Origin of the sequence: Vibrio sp. Isolate23 (genome assembly GCF_022398095.1) — a bacterium.
GTDB classification, from domain to species: domain Bacteria; phylum Pseudomonadota; class Gammaproteobacteria; order Enterobacterales; family Vibrionaceae; genus Vibrio; species Vibrio coralliilyticus_A.
Genome location: NZ_JAKEUV010000008.1, coordinates 194409 through 214195, shown reverse-complemented (window position 1 = coordinate 214195; position 19787 = coordinate 194409). Strand labels below are relative to the sequence as shown.

The following is a 19787-nucleotide window of genomic DNA, read 5'->3' as shown; positions in this document are numbered from 1 at the left end:
TCAACAGGCTCGTTGATGTTGCGGCGAAGGTGGTTAACATCTGCGATGGTTAAGCCGCGGCAGTCGAGTAAAGTGATGGTAGGGGTATCTTTGCACAGTTCCGCTGGTGTCAGTGCTGTTTGTTTATTCATGGTTATGTCACATTAATACTGAGTTGGCCATATATGGCGTCGTTTATCTTCAAGTTGATTTTATTAACAACGCCACATCAAATTAGCGTCGCTCCGACAAGCATCGTTCTCTTATCATCTAAACAAGTAATTACCAAATACAGGGTTTTTAGATTTATCGTAGCTTCTTGATAATTTCTCCATTGGAATTGCATCAAGATATACAAAGGTGATGTTTTCATTCCCTCCTTGCTCCCTTGTTATAGTTTTATTTTTTATTGCACGAACCTTCAATCCTTGTGAAGGCTCTATCAAAACATGGTCCGCCACAATATTTGTTGATGCATTTCTTTTTGTTACAGACGGTGAATATACAAGGTGCACTGTTTCATTCCGTTCAATACCGGAATTGCCATTCGACCAAGTTAACCATGAGCGGGCAAATTCAGGAAAGGTAGAGGCAGAAGCGATTCCTAAATCCATGACGGTATCTCCTGTTTTTATTTCTCGTCCGTACACGCTGGGTGGGGTTTTAATAATGCGATAAGCATATGCGTTTTCAACCTCATTGAGCATTGTAATATCGGATAGTATTTCTTGCGTTATCTCGGATAAACCTTCATTAGGAAGGCTGCTTCTTAGCTCGGTATTAATTTGAGCATAGGCTCCATTACCACCTTCGGCATATTCCAGTATTGATTGAAAATCTTCCGCATTGCTGTGTGTGATAAGCTGCTCCAACCCACTCGAGATAAGTTCTCGTCGCTCTTCACTAGCCGATTCTGGGCTTGTGAAAAAACGATGACTATCATCTAAAGTCTTTCTAGCCATTGCCGCTTTTTTTGATTCTTTTGAAAAAGGGTTGTATAATGCAAAGTTGGGGGATTGGCCGTGAGGATCATTAAATAGAATAGGATTATTCCTCACCATCCTAAACAGGTTAAGTCCATCTACAGTTCCCGCAGGGTCGGGGTTTAGCCAACGTCCTGCCCACGACTGATAATACCGGTGCCCGTAGTAATACAATCCCGTTGCATCACGCTCTTTACCTGAGTATTTAATGGTTTTGTATTTGGCTTCGGTGGTACTTTTCGCTGACCACACAGCTGTGCCGCCAAACGGGTAGTATTCCTCGCGCGTCAATACATCTGCATCCTGATTTAACTCTAGATAGCTACTGCCTAAGTGGTTGTCCAGACTGTATCTGAGCTGGTCGTTCGGCATTTCGCCTTCATTTACGGGCTTGCCGCTTTCCCAGTGCATCACCCGAACCTGCGCTCGCCCCGCTTGGCCGACAGTGAGCACGTGCAGATCCTCCGTTAATGTGTGGGCTGACTGATTGGTGCTGTAGTTGCGCCGTATCTCCAGTCCATGGTGGTAAACCACCTGTTGGTGCTGGGTGTTAGCGCAGTCCTGCAGTGTTTTCCTTATACGCTGCCCCTGGACACTGTATTGGTAATGCTCCTGCTGCTGGTTGGTGATATCTACCCGCTTGAGCTGGTCGCTCCGGCCCCAGGTTAATGCTTTGCTGTGCTCCAGCTTCTGGAGGTTACCGTTATTATCAAAGTGTTTATCAACCTGGTCCGGGGTGATTTGCGGCTCTGAATTGCTGCGTTGTTGCACCGCCCGGTTGGTTTTGTCCGATACCACTATGATATGGGTGTACCGGCTGGCACCGTTATGTTGAATTTGGGTCAGGTTGCCGCTACGATCATAGCGGTAGCTGCGGGTATAGTTGGTGTATTGACTGCTGTCGCTGGGAATAGGGATCTTAGGTGTCGGTAAAGATGCACTTTGCTGGTTATTACTGTCATTTTCTCTGCCTTTGGCCTTAGTTAACTGGTACAGGGCATCATATTCATAGTGGTTTTCCGCTGACACCTGCTGGTTCTTATAAAACCGGGGAGCAACGGACTTATCTTGTATTTTTAGGATATTACCCACCGGGTCATAGCGGTAGCGCAGGTCTTGTAACAAGATAGTACGGCTGGCTTTGGCCGGGCGGGTCGTTTTCACTTGGCTCAGGTGTAGAGTTTTGTCATCGTAACTGTATTCGCTAACCACCCCGTTCCCGGCTACTTCCCTGAGCTTCTGACCATGGGCGCCATACTCCATACCAGAAACGATGGTCAGCTCGTCCCGACTTTCCCCTGCTTGCGTCAAATAACTAGCTTGCAGGCGGCCGGAGACATAATAAGTCATCCGTTGTCGATTACCTTTAGCATCGGTTTGCTGCAATACCTCCCCCAGGGCATTGTACAACTGACTTGTGGTGTAACGTTTGTCGGCGACATCGGGTTCGAGATGCTTTTCCCATTCGATTTCATGCCCTCCTTGCCAGTCACTTTCACCGGTGTCCGATAACAGTAAACGCCGGGTTTCGGATAACGGCTGGTTGGTTAGGCTGATACTGTTTATTTCCCGTAATCCGGCGTTGTCGTAATGACGCACCAACTGGCCGTTGAGGTTGTTGTCTGATGCATTGGGCTCACTGTCACCATAAACAAAGCGTTCGGTGACCTGCTCACCCCCGTTATTAATGGCATCATTCTGCTCAATCACTGTGGTAGGGCGATGCAGGGCATCATTGTATTCGAACCGGCGGGTGGTACCACGTTCATCCCACTCCAGCATCGGGGCCCCGCTGACGTCGGTTAGGGTAATACGCGAGCCAGCATCAATACTGTCGGTACGCAACTGCTGGCCAGGCAAGTTGGTAATATAGCTGAAATTCCGCGGTATCTGCTCTTTCTCCTCGGGTGTAGTGGCTTCTTCCAACTGTGCAAAGAAGCGCGGGTCGATACTGGTTTGCAGGTGACCAGCGGCATTGTAGCTGTGGCGGGTTATCCGGATGTCCAAGTCACCAATAACACCATTATTCCAAGTACGGTTAAACAGCATTTCCCGGGCGGTCAGGCCGCGGTTATCTAATACAGTGATGGTCGGTGTGCTCTGGCACATCTGACCGATGTCGTGTTCATTCATCAAAGCATGTCCTTTGGTTAGAGGTTGAATTGCGTGATGTTATAGCCACGCAGAGTGTAATAAGGGGACAATGAAAACCAATACTACTGGTTAAATTCAGACCCTTATTTTCTTGTTGTCACTGACATCCATTTACACAGCTCTGGTCGAGTTTAGAAAAAAAAGCATCAATGGGTTAAGCTTGATTGTTGAGCAACATATGCACCTTAACCCATTCTCTGAAGCACTGTTGTAATCGTCCGCGCGACAAGCTAAGAGCACGCTACTGGCGGTTCGCTTAGATGAACTCTCAGATATGTAGCCAAAACTAGCTGGTTCTGAATTCTGAACGCCCTCGCAATGAGCACTTCAACAAAGCCCGTTTTTATAGAACAGAGCAGGAATTACTTTTAGTTGTTTTTGGGGAGGTTAATAGCTCTTTTCTTCTTTGAATAAAAGCGCTTCTGGCTGCCACTTCTTTTTCTCTTAATGTCTTCAATGCCGCTACATTTCTTTCTCCTCTGTCGTACCAGGATGGTTTATTGATAAAAGTCAGATCATCTTGTCCAAATGGTTCAACGGAAGTGGCTGTGCTAAATCGACTTTTTGCTTGTTGGGATGAAGGAAAATCTCTATATCCAATAGCTTTAGTAGTATTTAGGTTAGAAAAGTCAACAGACCAGTCATGCTCTGTTGATACTCTAGAAGGCGAGAAAGCAGAAAATTGCGCTATCGTTGGATCAATCACTATTCTATCACCCCCTACACTTGCAATTGTTGCAAAGTGATTCATTGGCATATCATCGTTTGCTTTTGCCCACATATACATACCTCGAACTTGATGTGTTATTTTGTTATCTCTTAATATCTGTGAAACATGACTTGCTGCAGCTTCACATTTTTCAGATGGTTCGCTGATAAACGATTGGATAATGGAATCGCTTTCAATGAGGTTGCTAATCGTTAAAATATTACGTGCGGTTGTGTCAGAATTTTCGTCTGAGTTATGAACAGGTTAAGCCCGTCCACGGTTCCCGCCGGGTCTGGGTTCAGCCATCGGCACAACCATGGCGCATAATAGCGATAACCATAATAAGACAGCCCTGTTGTATCCCGCTCCTTACCCGAGTAACGTATCGTTTTGTATTTTGCTTCTGTCTGGCTTTTCGCTGACCAGACGGCAGTACCGCCAAATGGGTAGTACTCCTCGTGGCTGAGTATCTCTGCGTGCTCATTCAGCTCCAGATGGGCACTGCTAAGGTGGTTGTCAAGTTGATAACGATACAGTTTGCTGGATTTGATGGCGTCAGGAGTGCCGAGCAACCACAAGTGGTAGCGCATAGAGTCCAAAGTAGCGACATGGCGCTCCTCCTTTTTTGTGATGGTTTGCCCTAGCCGTTGGTAACCCCGACGAATTTCCACACCAGGCAGGTAAATGACTTCTTGCACACTCCACAAGGCGTCACTTTGTCTCACGTTACCCAAACGAGACTTCGCTCGAACCCTACCACTTGCAGAGGGCATGTCTTCGACATCACTCATAATGAGTCGATGGGTGCGTTTCACCAGTCGATGACCCATAGTGCTGTATTGGTAGTGTTCGGTGTCTGAGTACTGCTCACGTTTTAGTAGGGTGGCCTCGGTCAATTGCTTTTCGCTGCTCCAGCGTAGGGTTTTACCTGGGCTCAACTCGCAGAGGTTGCCGTGTTTATCAAACAGTTTGGCCTTGACCTGTTCGGCAGAGATATGGGGATAAAGAGAGGCATCGACACTGTGGTTGCTGTGTGTTGAGACGGTCAATTGGCGAGTGTAGGAATGCTCCCCCTGATGTTGCATTTTGGTGAGGTTACCCGCGGAGTCATAGTGGTATTGCCGGGTATAGTCAGAATGAGCTAGCGGGTCGCTGCTGAGTTGAGGGAGCAAGTGATTTTGCGGTAGATTGTTGGCATTTTCTCGGCCCTTGGCTTCAATCAGTTGGTATAACGAGTCATAGCGGTATTGGCTTTTCCCGGACACGCGCTGGTTTTTGTAATATTTGACCGAAACAGTTTTGTCATCAATGGTGAGGATATTGCCGACAGGGTCATACTCATAGTGCATGTCTTGCAACAAGGTCGACATTGTTTGTTGTTGGGGGCGCTCACTGTGCATCCGCATTAAGCGGCGAGTCAAGGGGTGGTACTCATAATGGCGAGTGACACCATTGCCATGCTGTTCGATGAAGGGCAGACCATCGGCGCTGTAGTCAATATAGCGTCGGACAAGCTGAGGGTGAGAGTGTCCCATTGGCGTAAAGTAAGTCGCGGCTTGTTGCCCGAGTCGATTGTAGTGGGTGTCGTGATGGTTACCCGCCGCATCGGTCAGTCGTGTCTGCTCCCTGAGGGCGTTTTGTTGCCAATAGGTGTCAAAGGGTTCGTCACAGAGCGCGCGTTGCCAGGCGGATTCATGCTCGCCAACCCAGAGGGCATCGTCGTAACTGTTTAATAAGCGTCGCTGCTCATGCAGCGGGCCTCCCTGTAAGCTAAAGGCTGGCATTTCGTTCAGACCGCCGAGGTCATAATGGCGAATGCATTGCCCGTTGAGATTGCGAGCAGAGGCTTCGGGGGCGCCTTCGCCGTAGACCCAGCGTTCTCGAACGTGGCCAGTGGTGGTATCAAGGGGGCGCTCTTCACGGTGAGTGGGGCGGCTGAGCACATCATAATGAACTTGATGGTGCGCCGAGCCATCACCGCTTAGCCAGGGGCGGCCCTTCGCATCACCGAGTTGCCAGGTGGTGCCGGCATCGACACTGTCGGTGATGAGCGGGGCGCCAGACAGACTGTTGAGGTAAGTAAAGTTGTGTAGCCCGGCATCGTTAAGCCTAGGGTCTGCGCTAAGTGTCAGGAACCCGGCGGCACTAAAGCAATGTTGGGTAGTGAGGACTTCAACAGGCTCGTTGATGTTGCGGCGAAGGTGGTTAACATCTGCGATGGTTAAGCCGCGGCAGTCGAGTAAAGTGATGGTAGGGGTATCTTTGCACAGTTCCGCTGGTGTCAGTGCTGTTTGTTTATTCATGGTTATGTCACATTAATANTCAACAGGCTCGTTGATGTTGCGGCGAAGGTGGTTAACATCTGCGATGGTTAAGCCGCGGCAGTCGAGTAAAGTGATGGTAGGGGTATCTTTGCACAGTTCCGCTGGTGTCAGTGCTGTTTGTTTATTCATGGTTATGTCACATTAATAGTTTTAAAGGTTTATAAAATTTCAGTGTAACTCGGATTGTTACACTGAATTATTTGCATTTTTACCTGCACATTGCGTCAATGATGGATTGTTACAGCGTCCATTAGTTTGCTGGCAATCTCTCGCTGAGCTCTTTTTCTATATGTGGGGTTTTGGCTTGCTTGTTGGGACATGTGTTCAATCAGCGAGAGCTCAGTACTGCCTTTAGATGAAAAAAGCCTATTTGCCACACGTTCAAACGTGACTTGGCCATCTCCTATGTATAGCATGCCATCCTGCTTCTCGTTTGAAATCATGAGCCGAATATTTCTTAATTCATCTGCATTCCCGCTCGCTTCACCTTTTGCCTCACCCCTAGCATTCCCTGCAACGCGAGCTATAGATTTTGCTAAGCCAACTGAGGCCTTTCCAACTGTGCCGGGAGTTGTACCCAGTATGGGCTCTGGGGTGGGGAGTCCTGTTCTTATTCCCAAGTTGACAGCTCCAGAGAAAAGCGCCTTGACGCTATTACCCACAGGGTTTAAGTAAGTTGCGCCGTTTTGGTATTCACTCAATTCTTCTAGGCGTGCGTAGATAGCCCTGGAAGGGGGGGCTGTGCCATTTATTGAAGTGTTAACAAAAGAGTCCACCGTATTTATAATGGTTTCATTTCTGTGTGTGTCCGTTATCTGATGGTAAATTTGGGCGATATTTCCCTCTAAACCTATTGGGTGGACACCAGATCCTTTGTCACTGAGCTCGAAAAGTCCACTGTTGTTTTTTTTCGCGAGGTATGACTGTTTTTCGAATTTGACCCCTCCCATACTCCCGAACGTAGTTTGTGTTCCAGGGTAACGCCTTAGAGGTGCTCTTCCATCACCATCGTGCAGTGTTGTCGGATTATTCCTGACCATTCTAAACAGGTTAAGTCCATCCACGGTTCCCGCCGGGTCAGGGTTTAGCCAGCGTCCTGCCCAAGGCTGATAATACCGGTACCCGTAATAATACAACCCCGTCGCGTCACGCTCTTTGCCTGAGTAACGCGCCGTCCTGTACTTCGCCTCTGTCTGGTTTTTTGCCGACCACACAGCTGTCCCACCATATGGGTAATACTCCTCCTGCGTCAAAATATCGGCCTCTTGGTTGAACTCCAGCGCGCTGCTGCCTAAGTGGCTGTCCACTCTGTAACGCAACACATCATTCTCTATGGTTGCCGGCTTACCTTGCGCCCAATGCAACATCCTCGCCGTCCCCGCACCACTCTGTCCGATGACTAGTACGTGTAAGTCTTCTGTCAGCGTCGCACTGCGAAAAAAGGACCGGCTCCCTTTCCGCTCCCAGCGTTGTCGCAACTCCAGCCCAGGCAGGTAAATTACCGTCTCTCGCTTAACCCGTTGACTGGCTACATCAATGACCGTCTCCGTGGTCTTGCTCAACCTCACCCCCTGCGTGCTGTAGCGATAGCGCTCGATATCACTACCGGTTTCACGGGTCACTAAGGTCGCGTCCCGCAACTGACTCTGCCCGTCCCAACTGAGTGGCTGACCGGTTGCAAGCGCCTTCAAATTGCCCACTTCATCGAAATACTCTTCCACATCCTCAGGGTGTAAAGGCGCGCCTGCCACTTGCGCAATGGCGCGGTTACTGCGGTTTGATATCACCATTTCTCGGGTATAGCCGTGACCTGACGCCGGATGATGGGTAATGCGCAGTAAATTACCGCCTCGGTCATAGCGGTAGGTCCGAGTATAGTTACGCAATTGCTGAGTGTCCGCCAGAGCAGGTATAAGAGTCTCAGGCAAGCAACCGCTCTGCGGGAGAATGTGGTCATTCTCGCGGCCAGTGGCTTGGGTGAGTTGGTAGAGCGAGTCGTATTGGTACTGGTTACTGGCTGATACCCGCTGATTCTTGTAAAAACGCGTCGCGGTGGAAGTATCCTTAATGCTGAGTACATTACCCACTGGGTCATGGCGATAACGTAGGTCTTGCAGCACAGAGTGGCGGCCGGTTTGGGTGGGGCGAATCACTTGCGTCCGAGACAGCTGCAAGCTGTTGGCATCATAGGTATACACTGTCGATACCCCGTTACCGGCGGTCTCTTTAAGTTTTAACCCAGCGGCGTTGTATTCTAACTCATGGGTTATTACCCGTTCAGCCTGCCCATTTGGGGTGAGGTAGTTCCCTTTGCGTTGTCCGGTTGACAGATAAGAATAGCGTTGTCTGTTTCCCATTGCGTCGGTCTGAGTGAGTGTCTCTCCAAGTGCACTATAGGTCCACTGGGTGATGTAGGCATTGTCCTCTCCAGGCAGTAGCAAGTATTGCCAGTCGCTCTCTGCGTTGCCTCGCCAGTCGTTCTCGATATTTTCCACCACCAGCAACCGGCGTGATTCCGTCAATGGAGACCCCAGCAGGCTGAACGAGGTGAGGGCACGCAAGCCCCCCAGGTCATAATGACGGAGCAATTGGCCTTTGAGGTTATGAGGCTGCGCCTCTGCATTTGGCAGGGCGTCGCCATAGACCATGCGCTCGGTCACCCGAGGCTGGTTGCTGCTGTCCAGTGTGCTCTCGTAAATGGCGACAGGTCGGTCTAAGTCGTCATAGGTAAATGTGTGCACCGTGCCCGCTTGATTTGCTTGGTACAGAGGGCGCTCAGCCATATCGCGCAGCTGCACCTGCCAACCCGCGTCGACGCTTTGCGTGAGCAACGGGTGACCACTCAGGGAGGTCAGGTACGTAAAGTTGGGATTAACTTCGGGGTTTTGCTCACGCAGTGTCGCTAGCCGCGGGTCAATGCTGGCAATGAGGTGCCCGGCCTTGTTGTAGGTATGGCAGGTAGGGCGGGCATCAATGACCTCGTCGGGCGTTGCTCGGTGAAGCTGTAGCTCCCGGATGGTCAAACTCCGGTTATCAAGCACTTGAATGTCAGGCGTATCTCGGCATACTTGAGCGATGCGCTTGTCAAGTGATTTCATAGTGGTACCTCTCCAGTTACGGGGGTGAAAATGAACTCCCTCACCTGGAGCGGCAAGGGAGATGGGTTATCAACGGGCCCAGTCTGGTAGCGCATTGTTTGAGCGGTAGCCGTGCTCATCAAAGCCGTCGGTGTTTTTGGTTAGACTGTAGCACCTAGCCTCTGAGTGGGTGTCATCGAGCCAGAAGATGCGGAAGGCATTTTTTTTGTCCCCAATAGCTTCAACGGCACTGATGCGCTTACCGCTTGGAATGCGATAGAGTTTGTTGGGGGAAAAGCCTGTATCCTGACCATAAAACTCCCAATAGTTCCCAAGAGGAATGTAGGTAGAGTGGGTGCCGTCATGCCAAAAAAACAGTAGACTTTGCCAAGTCTTGGCAACTCCTACAAGCTGCTTGTTCGACCAGTCAGGCTGAGGCTTGCCTTTCCCTAGCTCAGAGAGTGGCAGTGGGTCTTGTGTGAGGTCGAGCACAAAGTTTCCGCTCTCATCTAGAAAGTAGTGAAAGGTTTTATTGTCCCAAAACAGCATTCGCCCTTCTGCGCCGGCCAGTTGGCGGTCGGTTGGCCAACTTCCCGTAGCGTATGAGTCGCTTGGCCTAAAGCCTTGCGCATCAAAGCCATTCAGGTTTCGAAAAAACGCATTATGGTAATGTGAAAATTGGCTCTGGGTACCATCAGACCAATAGTACGAGGTGATGTCAGAGTTAAAATCCACAACCGCGATGGGGGTGGTGGGTGGTGGTGGTGGTGGGGTGGGGGTGGGCCAGTCTGGCAGCGCCTTGTTTGAGCGGTAGCCGTGCTCATCAAAGCCGTCGGTGTTTTTGGTTAGATTGCTGCCCCTGCTCTCTGAGTGGGTGCCATCGAACCAGAAGATGCGGAACTGATTTTTTTTGTCCTCTATCGCCTCAACGGCACTGATGCGCTTATCGTTTGGGATGTCATAGGTTGCGTTGGAGCGAAAGCCTGTACTCAAGCCTTCACTACCGCGAAAATCCCAATAGTCGTTTGCAATATGGTAKAGAGAGTGGGTGCCGTCATGCCAGAAAAAAGCCCTCCATTCCCAAGCCTCGGCAACCCCTACAAGCCGCTTGTTCGACCAGTCAGGTTGATTCCCGCCTTTCCCTAGCTCGGAGAGTGACAGTGGGTCTTGTGTGAGGTCGAGCACAAAGTTTCCGGCCCCATCTGTAAAGTATTGGAAGGTTTTATTGTCCCAAAACAGCATTAGACCTTCTGCGCCGGCCAGTTGGCGGTCGGTTGGCCAACTCCCCGTAGCACCGGCGTCGCTTGACCTAAAGCCCTGCTCATCGAATTCGTGAACGCCTCGAAAAAACGCATTATCGTCATGTGAAAACCCGCTCTGGGTACCATCAGACCAATAGTACATGGTGGTATCAGGGCTCCAATCCACAACCGCAACGGGGGTGCCGGCAGGGGTGGGAGGGGTGGTTTTAGTGATTTGCACCGATTTTTCGCCGATATCCACGTTGTCGGTGCATGAGTTGTGCCACCCATTTTGAGTGTCCCTTATCCAAACACATAGCGTTGCTGTTGTTGGTGCCTGTGACCTGACTCGAAGCGTGAGTGTGTTACCGGCTTGGGCCGGGAGCACCTCAAATGCCCATTTATTCGGGGCCGCCGTGTTTTGTTTTGGTAGTCGTTCGTCACTCCCTTTAAAGGTTAGATAGGTGTGCTGCTCGATGATGGCGGCAGGGATGGTCACCGGTTCAAGGGCGGTATTATCATAGCCATCGGCTGTGACGGTGATATCAACGTAGTCATGCTCTCCATGGTCGATGACGGCCTTTGCTGGGGATACGTCGATGTTGTCAACGAGGTAGCGTTCACTGATATGGAAGCCGTCCTGGTCGACAATGCGCTCGGAAGCGCCCGATACGCAGCTAGACAGCAGAAGGATGGTGCTAACCCAACCTTTTACTGTTCTGTTAAAAAAAACTGTCATGTCGTTTCTCTCAAATAGTACTACTGACGTCGATGTGAGGCGCCAAATTCAAACTCAAAGGCGGCGCTAATGCTTCGCACAAACATGCCGCCAATACCAATTAAAAAACCAGATACCTCCTTTGGAAATTGTTCATCATTAGAAAACAACACCAGTACGCACACGATGGTAATCACGCCTAAGAAGGCCAGAATAAACATCATGCTAGCGCGCCGGTTGCTTCTGCCTTGCTGTGCCAGTGATACGTCTCGCGCCCTCGCGTCTTGTTTGTCATTCAAGTAGGCTTGCGCCGTACGATACTCCAAGATGGCCAGTGCTCTTTGGATGTCTGCTCGTAATGTCGCGTTTTCTTGTAGGGCGGCCTGCAGCTCGGTCACGTCTTTTGGGACATGCAAAGGTTGGCCTGTTACATCTTCAATAGCGGACTTAATCTGTGAAACGGCTTGTTTGTTCTTCTCTTCATCATTACCAATGATGCGTGAGATGAGTGAAGGGGCTATCTCTGTGAGTAGTGGTAACAACACTGACACAAATCCAGGTGACATGGCGCTCTCTCTTTCAGTGGTTTTGTTTGATTGGTGATTATCTTTTTAAAATCAAGCGATTACAATCTGGTTGTGACGTTTTGTGGTTTCTTTTAGGTAATTTTATATTTCTGTTTGGGCATGTGAGTGATGGTGTGGCTATGTGTTGGGGAGGTGGGTATTTAAGCAATGGTTGGGTTGGTGTGTTTGTGTTTGTGTTAAAGCGTTTGGTTCTTTGTTTGGAGTAAGCCATTACAGTGGTGGGTGCCTCTAGGGTGTCCCTATGCAGGCGGACGGGGCTGACTCAAGAGCTTGAAGCGATTGAATGCGGGTTTCGTTGTGTGTCCACCATTTTTAGATTTGAGAGTTAGATATGTCTAACAAACGTATTTTAGAAACCCAAACTGAGCCCTGCGCTCGGGCTGTTGGGGTGTTTCATAGCGGTGACAAGCAGGTTGTTTCATCACCATTAGAGGATAGGCAGTATGTTCACCCAGACAGTTTATCATCAACAATGTCACCTGCTGCGTATTTAGCGGAGTTGTATGAAATGGTTGGAGGTAATAGCGGAGCGTTGGGTCAGCGTCGGCCTGACTTAGCCAGCTTGCCTCTCACCCACACCTCTTTAAACGAGGAAGTCATGACGTTGTCCATAGCTAATGAGGCATTGTCAGAGCAAATCGTGAATCATCATGACGATATTTCTGACCAAGCTGAGTTAACCACCAAGATGGATAGCGCGAATACGCCACTGCTGTCTATTTTTGAGCGCGACCATCATTTTGTTCGCCTTGGGTTAGAAGCGCTTAATGGAAGCTATCAAGAGGTTATGCAGGTTTTTCAGCCGCTGTATCCGTTAGAGAGCAATGGTAACCAGTTAATACCCCCTTCATCGCTGAGCTTGTCACCAAAACAGTGGGAGGCTCTGGCGCGGATGTTATTCGTCCCGCTCACCCCCACCCCCATCGCGGTTGTGGAAGTGAATTCTAACATCCTTTACTTTTGGTCTGATGGTACCGAGAGTGAGTTTTCACCTAGCAATAAGACGTTTTATCGAGGCGTTCACGAATTCGATGAGCAGGGCTTTAGGTCAAGCGACAAATTCGCTACGGGGAGCTGGCCAACCGACCGCCAACTGGCCGGCGCAGAAGGTCNGTCTGATGGTACCGAGAGTGAGTTTTCACCTAGCAATAAGACGTTTTATCGAGGCGTTCACGAATTCGATGAGCAGGGCTTTAGGTCAAGCGACAAATTCGCTACGGGGAGCTGGCCAACCGACCGCCAACTGGCCGGCGCAGAAGGTCTAATGCTGTTTTGGGACAATAAAACCTTCCAATACTTTACAGATGGGGCCGGAAACTTTGTGCTCGACCTCACACAAGACCCACTGTCACTCTCCGAGCTAGGGAAAGGCAAGCCTCAGCCTGACTGGTCGAACAAGCGGCTTGTAGGGGTTGCCGAGGCTTGGGAATGGAGGGCTTTTTTCTGGCATGACGGCACCCACTCTCTATACCNGCTCGACCTCACACAAGACCCACTGTCACTCTCCGAGCTAGGGAAAGGCAAGCCTCAGCCTGACTGGTCGAACAAGCGGCTTGTAGGGGTTGCCGAGGCTTGGGAATGGAGGGCTTTTTTCTGGCATGACGGCACCCACTCTCTATACCATATTGCAAACGACTATTGGGATTTTCGCGGTAGTGAAGGCTTTAGTACAGGCTTTCGCTCCAACGCAGCCTATGGCATCCCAAACGATAAGCGCATCAGTGCCGTTGAGGCGATAGAGGACAAAAAAAATCAGTTCCGCATCTTCTGGGTCGATGGTACGCACTCAGAGAGTAAGGGTGGCAATCTAACCAAAAACACCGACGGCTTTGATGAGCGAGGCTACCGCTCAAATCAAGCGCTGCCAGACTGGTTGAGTCCTAGTCAAAGCATGACCAACGTTTCTATTGCAAATTCAAGTGCAAATTCAAGGCCGATTAAAAATAACGATAAAGCACAAAGAAGCCTGCATGCATTGCCAGCCCTTCGTTACGACTGGCCCTTGAGGGATTCGTTGTATGAAGCAGGGGGAGAACTGTGTTTGCGTTCGGTGTCTAAACAGGCTCTCTTACCTGATTTTGTGCGGGTCTCGCCTCTGAAAAAAGAAAAGGCCCTACTTATCAATGAAAGTGCCTTCTTCTTTATGGATGAGTTATTCCTTAACAAACGAGGGGCTTTGGTGTTACTTGTTCGCCCGGGAAGCGACGGAGAATTTTTGACCATTCAGTCGCTCGTTGCTCCTCACTGTTATATGTCGTTGGCTTTTGACCTTAAGTTGTCGCTGATTAATGTGCTCGGTCGTCATGAGCAAGCCATGCCTTTGCCTGAAAGTGTTAAAGGGTGGTATCGCATTGTATTGAACTTGGAAGAAAATTTTGTTGAATTGAACATTAACGGCACTCGACTTCCCTTGAACGATGATGCAGCACCACTTGTTGGTCAACTTATTCTATGTTTAGGCAGCGAGCGGTGGCGTGGTGAAGTCTCAACGCTACGTATTTTTGATGCCTTACTCACTGAGGAGCAAGTGAATATTTTGCCTTTGCAGCCAACCCATCAATCTGACTCAGAGGAGTGCCAAACGCATGACAACTAATCAACCCAATGTCGATATTTTCTCGATCACAAAACGATTAGCCATCTCCCAAAATGAGCTCGATGATTTATTGCAGGAGTCTGTTTTATCGGCGACTACGATGGGGGTAGATGTTGGGTATGCGCTTAACTTTGGTTACTCAGCACCTGTCAGAAAATACAAGCCAACAGAAGACTCCTTGCAGTGGCGGCTTACTCGAAATAAAGTCGATATCGATGAAGCTACTGTGCAACGTATGGAGTGTTTGCTGTTATTGCACCGTCAAACAAAACTGAGTTACAGAGAGTTAGATGATTTATTTGCTATTGGTACTCAGTTACCCGTTGACTCTGAGGGGGAACTGGGTAGCCTCGCATACCTTTATTCGTGGCAGAAAGCCGGAGTGAGTTACACAAACTGGTTTAATTTAGTCCAGGGCGGCATGAAAGCGACTCATGCGACCCTTTTGGAGCATGCTATTGCCCCATGCTTTCAGGTGGATTTTACTCAGCTCATTGTGCTGCTCTCTGCTGCTGGCATACCTCTAACGTCTTTTAATAGGCTGAATCGTGTTGTTTTATTCTTGGAGTGGGTAAGAGAGCAAGGCATCTCTTTGTCATGGTTAATTATGGTTGTGACGCCCGGAGAGTCTCTGCCGTTAGAGTTAACCGAAGAGCTGAAATCGAAAATTCTCGATTGGCGTCGAGCGATGGATAGCGCGCTTGTTGAAGAATCCGAATTGCGTTCAGTGAGTGACCGCGAGAATGAAAGGCTCCTCCAGCAACTTGATAAGCAGTTAGCGCCACTTGATTGGTCAAGCGCCTGCAGAGAGCAAAATTGGATCGATGAGCATGGATTGGTCGCCCTGCCTATGTCTGAGATCTCTGAAGCATCTTTATCTGATTACTACCAAAACCATGCCACGGTGAAAGCACTAAAGGCGCTCAAGGCTGACAGTGAGCTGGCGCAAGAGTTGCTGGAACGGATATGGATAGAAATGCAAGCGGCGGAATCCTATGTCAAAGGGCAGGCGAGTAAGCAGCAACAAAATTTGGATCACTTTATTCTGAATGGTGAGCTGCTCGAGGATGCGTCTCCGTTATTGCTTGCCTGGATTGGTCTGGAGAGCTATGGACTGATGTGTGACTTGTTGCAACTTCCCTTGGAAAGTGATGATGCATTTGCCGGCTCAGGGAAGAGCATGAGCCCCGATATTGACGGAGCGAAAGTGCAGCAAACACTCCTAGCTCACCTTTACGATATACATAGACATATGGAGTTGCTTAAACGCTGCGCAGCACCGTTATCTTTTATGAAGCCTATCATTGCATCGCCACAAAAATTGCATCCGTCATTAACGAGTAAGCTATCTCTTGAGTGGGTTTTTTACCTGTTGTCACTTGAGGCTATTTTCATGAGTAGTAGCAATTCGCAGGTCGAACTATGGACGACGGCTATCGAGAAAAGCTTCCCCAAAGAATTACTTGCTCATCTCATGAGTTGTGAAGAGAGCACCCTCAATGTACTTATAGAGCAGTTAAGCAGTCATACTGAAAGCACGACCAGTATGGTTCAGTGTATCCAGATTAGCCAAGTGATCAATTTGGCTAAATCCTTGCAAATTCCAGTTGCACGGCTTGTTGACATATACACAGCTCGAAATGGTCAAGCTCAGGATGTGGCTAATCAATTACGCCAAGACATTATGAAAATAGGGCAGTAAATTATGACGAAAATGTTAGAGAACGTAGAAGGGAACCTCGCTGAGGTTAATAGCGCTGCTTTGAGACACTATTATCTGAACAACCATTGCCCTGAGGGCATGACGACTCCAGATGATATTTATCAACACCTTTTACTTGATGTGAACGCTTCTCCGAAAATAAAAACGACTCGATTATTGGAAGCAATAGGCTCCCTTCAACTGTACATCAATCGTATACTCACCAATCAAGAGGTCGATCCTCACATCGGTAATCTAGGGAATTTGAAAACATATTGGGAGACAGGGAAGTACTACCGGTACTGGGAAGCCAACAAAATGATTGAAGCTTACCCCTCTCGATATATTGAGCCTGGTGTTTTTTCTGGTGCATCTGATGCTTATCAACTTTTTGAAACTGCCCTAGCGAAAGGAGAGTTAACGGAAAAGACGCTGCAGAATGCTTTGAACACCTACATAACAAATTTTTATGAAGCGCTTGATATTGAAACTATCTGGGTGACAACTGAATCGGATAGCCTCGGGAGTATTGGCTCAGAATTTAAACCGAGTTACTCCTACCACCTTGGATGCAAACGAGGGCAAGCTGAAACTCTTTACCTCCGAAAAGTCAAACACAGTGATTCAGTCGGGACCCCTATAGACTATGGAGCCTGGCATAAAATAGACATAACGTTGACCACATCGCCCTCTGATTTGCTCGGTGCCTCTGTGTTTAAGGTATCAAGAAGGTTGTATTTATTTACATTTGAAAAAGAGAAAATTTACAAGAAAAAATCTGGCTCTGATGAGCTAATTGAGTCGGATGAATATAATTTGATTATTAAATATTCGAGCGAAGATGCCCAGGGGAATTGGAGCGAAATGTATCCTGTTGAACGGTTCCCTTGGCGAGGCCCAGCAATAGACTCGAGAGGTAGACCAAAAGAAGAAGCCGATCTTGACTTTCGCTTACTGGGGGCCATTGCTCAGGCAAGTAATGAGGACTTGGGAGGGATTCTTTTCAAGTTACGAGAAAGTGATGAATGTCCGCAAGTTTTAACCATTAAAAAAAATGAACCGTTTGTCAGTGTGCTCAGGCAAGGAGACTGGAACGAAGCTTATCCTGGTGTTGAGGAAGCGGTATGTGAGTTTACTCCTCGTGTAATAGGTGGTGGTACCCGAGAGCTTTTTCAGGCCATTTACAAAAAAGGGCAGTTAAATAAAAACCGTAGTGAGAACGAAATCAGTCAGTACCTTGTCTGTAGAGACCATTCGGATAGCTCAAATGATTGGGTCGCTGAAGCGGTTTATGTGCCGAGTTTGAGAGACTCTGTTCTATACGCACGCTACAAAGAAATAGCAGCCATTCAGCAATATGATTTACCCGCCTGCCATGTGGAGGGAGCTACGTTAGGTAAAACAACGTTCTCAAATGTGAAATACTCGCAAAAGACCTCTGACAAATTTAGAGGATCTTTTGGGCGATATTTTTGGGAGCTATTCTTTTATATTCCACTCACAGTGGCAACTCGTTATCAGCAAGCAGGACAGTTCGAAGAAGCCACTATTTGGTTTGGTTATTTATACGACCCTTTTTATGAAAAAGGGGATGACAAGCAATGGCCAGTATTAGCATTGAAGGGGGAGGATGATTTTTCAATGTCCACTCGGTCGATCGTTGATCCTGATGAGATGGCTAGAGAACATCCTTTTTACTACAAAAAACTCGTGTTTCGCTTATACATCCAAACATTAATCGAGCGTGGTGATGGCTTATATCGACAGTTAAGTCGAGAGAGCCTACGAGAGGCAAAAGTGTGGTACATGATGGCTAAGAATATCATGGGCACTAAGCCTGTAGTGAGCATTGCTCAGACCTCACCCCTACCAAATTTGGGTGAGGTGGGAGAGGGTGATACCGAGTTTCTCGCTCCGGTTGATAAGAGCTTTCTTGAACTGTGGGATCTGATTTCCACGCGGCTTGATTGTTTGAGAAAAAACCTGTCTTTAGAAGGGAAGCCATTAGATCTGCCGCTCTTATCAACACGTGTTGATCCAAGGAAGCTAACCGCTTCTGTCAGGGATTCTAGAGGGACAGTGCGTTCAGCCTTGACGCAGGTGAAGACATACCCGCACTATCGTTATGCCGTATTAAGGGATATTACCAATGGGTATTTAAGCCAGCTTATGAACTTAGGCCAACGATTGCAGAATGCCCTAGAGCAGTATGATAGCGCTAAACTCATTCAGCAACAGACTAACCACCACAGAGAACTTGCGAGTTTGGCAACGAGTATTCAGGTGGAGCAGTATAATCTACAAAAAAAGAATATTGAAACGTGGGATACACAACGTGAAGGTATCGAACAACGTATAAGCTACTATGGTGATTTACTTGAGGCTGGGTTATCAGATCTTGAGAAAACGTCCATCGGATTGAATATCGCATCTGGTGCGTTGGGATCTGCGTCATCCTATGTTGCTGCAGTCGGAAGTGCGCTTACCTTGGCCCCCAACGTATTTGGATTAGCGGTAGGGGGGATGAACTACGCTGCTCTGCCTTACGCTCTGAGTGGCGTTCTTGGTGCGGTTGCGAATGCAACAGGCACTGCATCATCAGTTACTGGGCTATATGCTGGTTACGAAAGGCGTGCGCAAGAATGGTTACAGCAAAAAGAGCAAGCTCAATATGAGTTGGTTTTATTAGATAAAAATGAAGCTTCAGCACAAGAACAATTGAACATTGCTGATAAAGAGCTTGAACGTCAGAAAACACAGATAGCGTTTTTAGACATGGAAATTCGGATGTTGGAGAATCGATTTACTACCCCTCAAATGTATAACTGGCTGTCAGGTAGACTAAAGCAAATGTTCTATCAGGTGTACGGCAATGTTTTAAGTCTTTGTGTACAAACGGAAGCTGCATTTCAATTGGAGACAGGGGCGTTTCAAACCCAATTTATCGGGCGCACTCACTGGAATAGCGCGTCAAGTGGATTATTGTGTGCAGAAGCTTTACAAGCCGATATGCAGAGAATGGACACTTGGTATCTCACACGGAAACAGCGTGACTTGGAAATACATAAAACGTTCTCACTTAAGCAATTGAATGCCGACATTATAAAGGAATTAAAGGACTTGGGGCGATGTACATTCAACCTTTCCGAAGATGATTTTGACTCGGATTACCCAAGTCACTATATGCGACAAATTAAAACGGTCAGTCTTTCATTTCCAGCCGTGTTACAGCCTTACCAGAACATAGGTGCGACACTGACACAGCTAAGAAACTGCTTATACACAGACAAATCCAAAGCTAAAGGTATTGAAAATATCCGCAGTAGTCAGCAGATCGCCGTTTCTCAGGGGTTAGACGATTCGGGCTTGTTCCAGCTAGATTTTAACGACCAGCGCTATCTACCCTTCGAAGGCACCGGTGTAGAGTCTAGCTGGGAGCTAGAATTCCCTGCTCTAAGTGGTGAAGGTCGCGGTAACAGTAATGTGCAACATCTACTTGAAAATTTGACTGACGTAATTGTGCATATCCGTTATACAGCGAAGCATTAACAGATAAAGCCCCCCTTTTTTGCTTTGCATTAAGGAAGTTTACATGACTCGACGCCTCAGTGTTTTTTGAGTTGAACGATTTAGCAATTTTCAAGGTTATAAAAGAGGTTGATAGCATGCCTTTAAGTATGGGATGTCTAATAAAGTTAAGGTCACTCAATCTTGTGC

General features: G+C 48.2%; 10 protein-coding genes. 4 read left to right on the top strand and 6 right to left on the bottom strand.

Translation table 11 applies throughout. The annotated features are described in order from the left end of the window. Positions 1-245: 245 nt before the first annotated feature. The 5 genes from L1D31_RS18090 to L1D31_RS18070 form a co-directional block, all read right to left on the bottom strand. Entirely contained in the window at positions 246-3095 is a 2850-nt protein-coding gene (locus tag L1D31_RS18090) for an RHS repeat-associated core domain-containing protein (protein WP_239838452.1), read from the bottom strand. 364 nt (positions 3096-3459) lie between these two features. Continuing rightward, complete coding sequence (locus L1D31_RS18085; protein ID WP_345772842.1) at positions 3460-3993, bottom strand: hypothetical protein; 534 nt, start codon at positions 3991-3993, stop codon at positions 3460-3462. Positions 3994-4037: 44 nt separating this feature from the next. Beyond that, complete coding sequence (locus L1D31_RS22685; RefSeq protein WP_239838451.1) at positions 4038-5768, bottom strand: RHS repeat-associated core domain-containing protein; 1731 nt, start codon at positions 5766-5768, stop codon at positions 4038-4040. 605 nt (positions 5769-6373) lie between these two features. Further along, on the bottom strand, positions 6374-8980 hold the full coding sequence (locus L1D31_RS18075) for an RHS repeat-associated core domain-containing protein (RefSeq protein WP_239838450.1): 2607 nt from the start codon (positions 8978-8980) through the stop codon (positions 6374-6376). Between the two features lie 336 nt (positions 8981-9316). Then, positions 9317-10966, bottom strand: a complete 1650-nt coding sequence (locus tag L1D31_RS18070) for a hypothetical protein (protein ID WP_239838449.1) — start codon at positions 10964-10966, stop codon at positions 9317-9319. On the opposite strand from L1D31_RS18070, the gene L1D31_RS18065 reads away from it, so the two are divergent. Then, positions 10934-11224: a hypothetical protein gene (locus tag L1D31_RS18065; RefSeq protein ID WP_239838448.1), complete on the top strand. Its 291-nt coding sequence runs from the start codon at positions 10934-10936 to the stop codon at positions 11222-11224. The two genes, L1D31_RS18070 and L1D31_RS18065, sit on opposite strands and share 33 nt — an antisense overlap. 2 nt (positions 11225-11226) lie before the next feature. Here the strand turns inward: L1D31_RS18065 and L1D31_RS18060 are convergent, their stop codons facing one another. Then, a complete protein-coding gene (locus L1D31_RS18060) occupies positions 11227-11751 on the bottom strand; it encodes a hypothetical protein (RefSeq protein ID WP_239838447.1) in 525 nt (174 codons plus the stop codon). A 352-nt stretch (positions 11752-12103) separates the two neighbouring features. Here L1D31_RS18060 and L1D31_RS18055 point away from each other — a divergent pair, with 352 nt between their 5' ends. Genes L1D31_RS18055 through L1D31_RS18045 form a run of 3 tightly spaced genes read left to right on the top strand, consistent with a single transcriptional unit; the run spans position 12104 to position 19619 of the window. After that, a complete protein-coding gene (locus L1D31_RS18055; RefSeq protein WP_239838446.1) occupies positions 12104-14368 on the top strand; it encodes a Tc toxin subunit A in 2265 nt (754 codons plus the stop codon). Continuing rightward, on the top strand, positions 14358-16070 hold the full coding sequence (locus tag L1D31_RS18050; RefSeq protein ID WP_239838445.1) for a hypothetical protein: 1713 nt from the start codon (positions 14358-14360) through the stop codon (positions 16068-16070). The genes L1D31_RS18055 and L1D31_RS18050 overlap by 11 nt, the downstream gene beginning before the upstream one ends. 3 nt (positions 16071-16073) lie before the next feature. Continuing rightward, on the top strand, positions 16074-19619 hold the full coding sequence (locus L1D31_RS18045) for a neuraminidase-like domain-containing protein (RefSeq protein WP_239838444.1): 3546 nt from the start codon (positions 16074-16076) through the stop codon (positions 19617-19619). Positions 19620-19787: the final 168 nt, after the last annotated feature.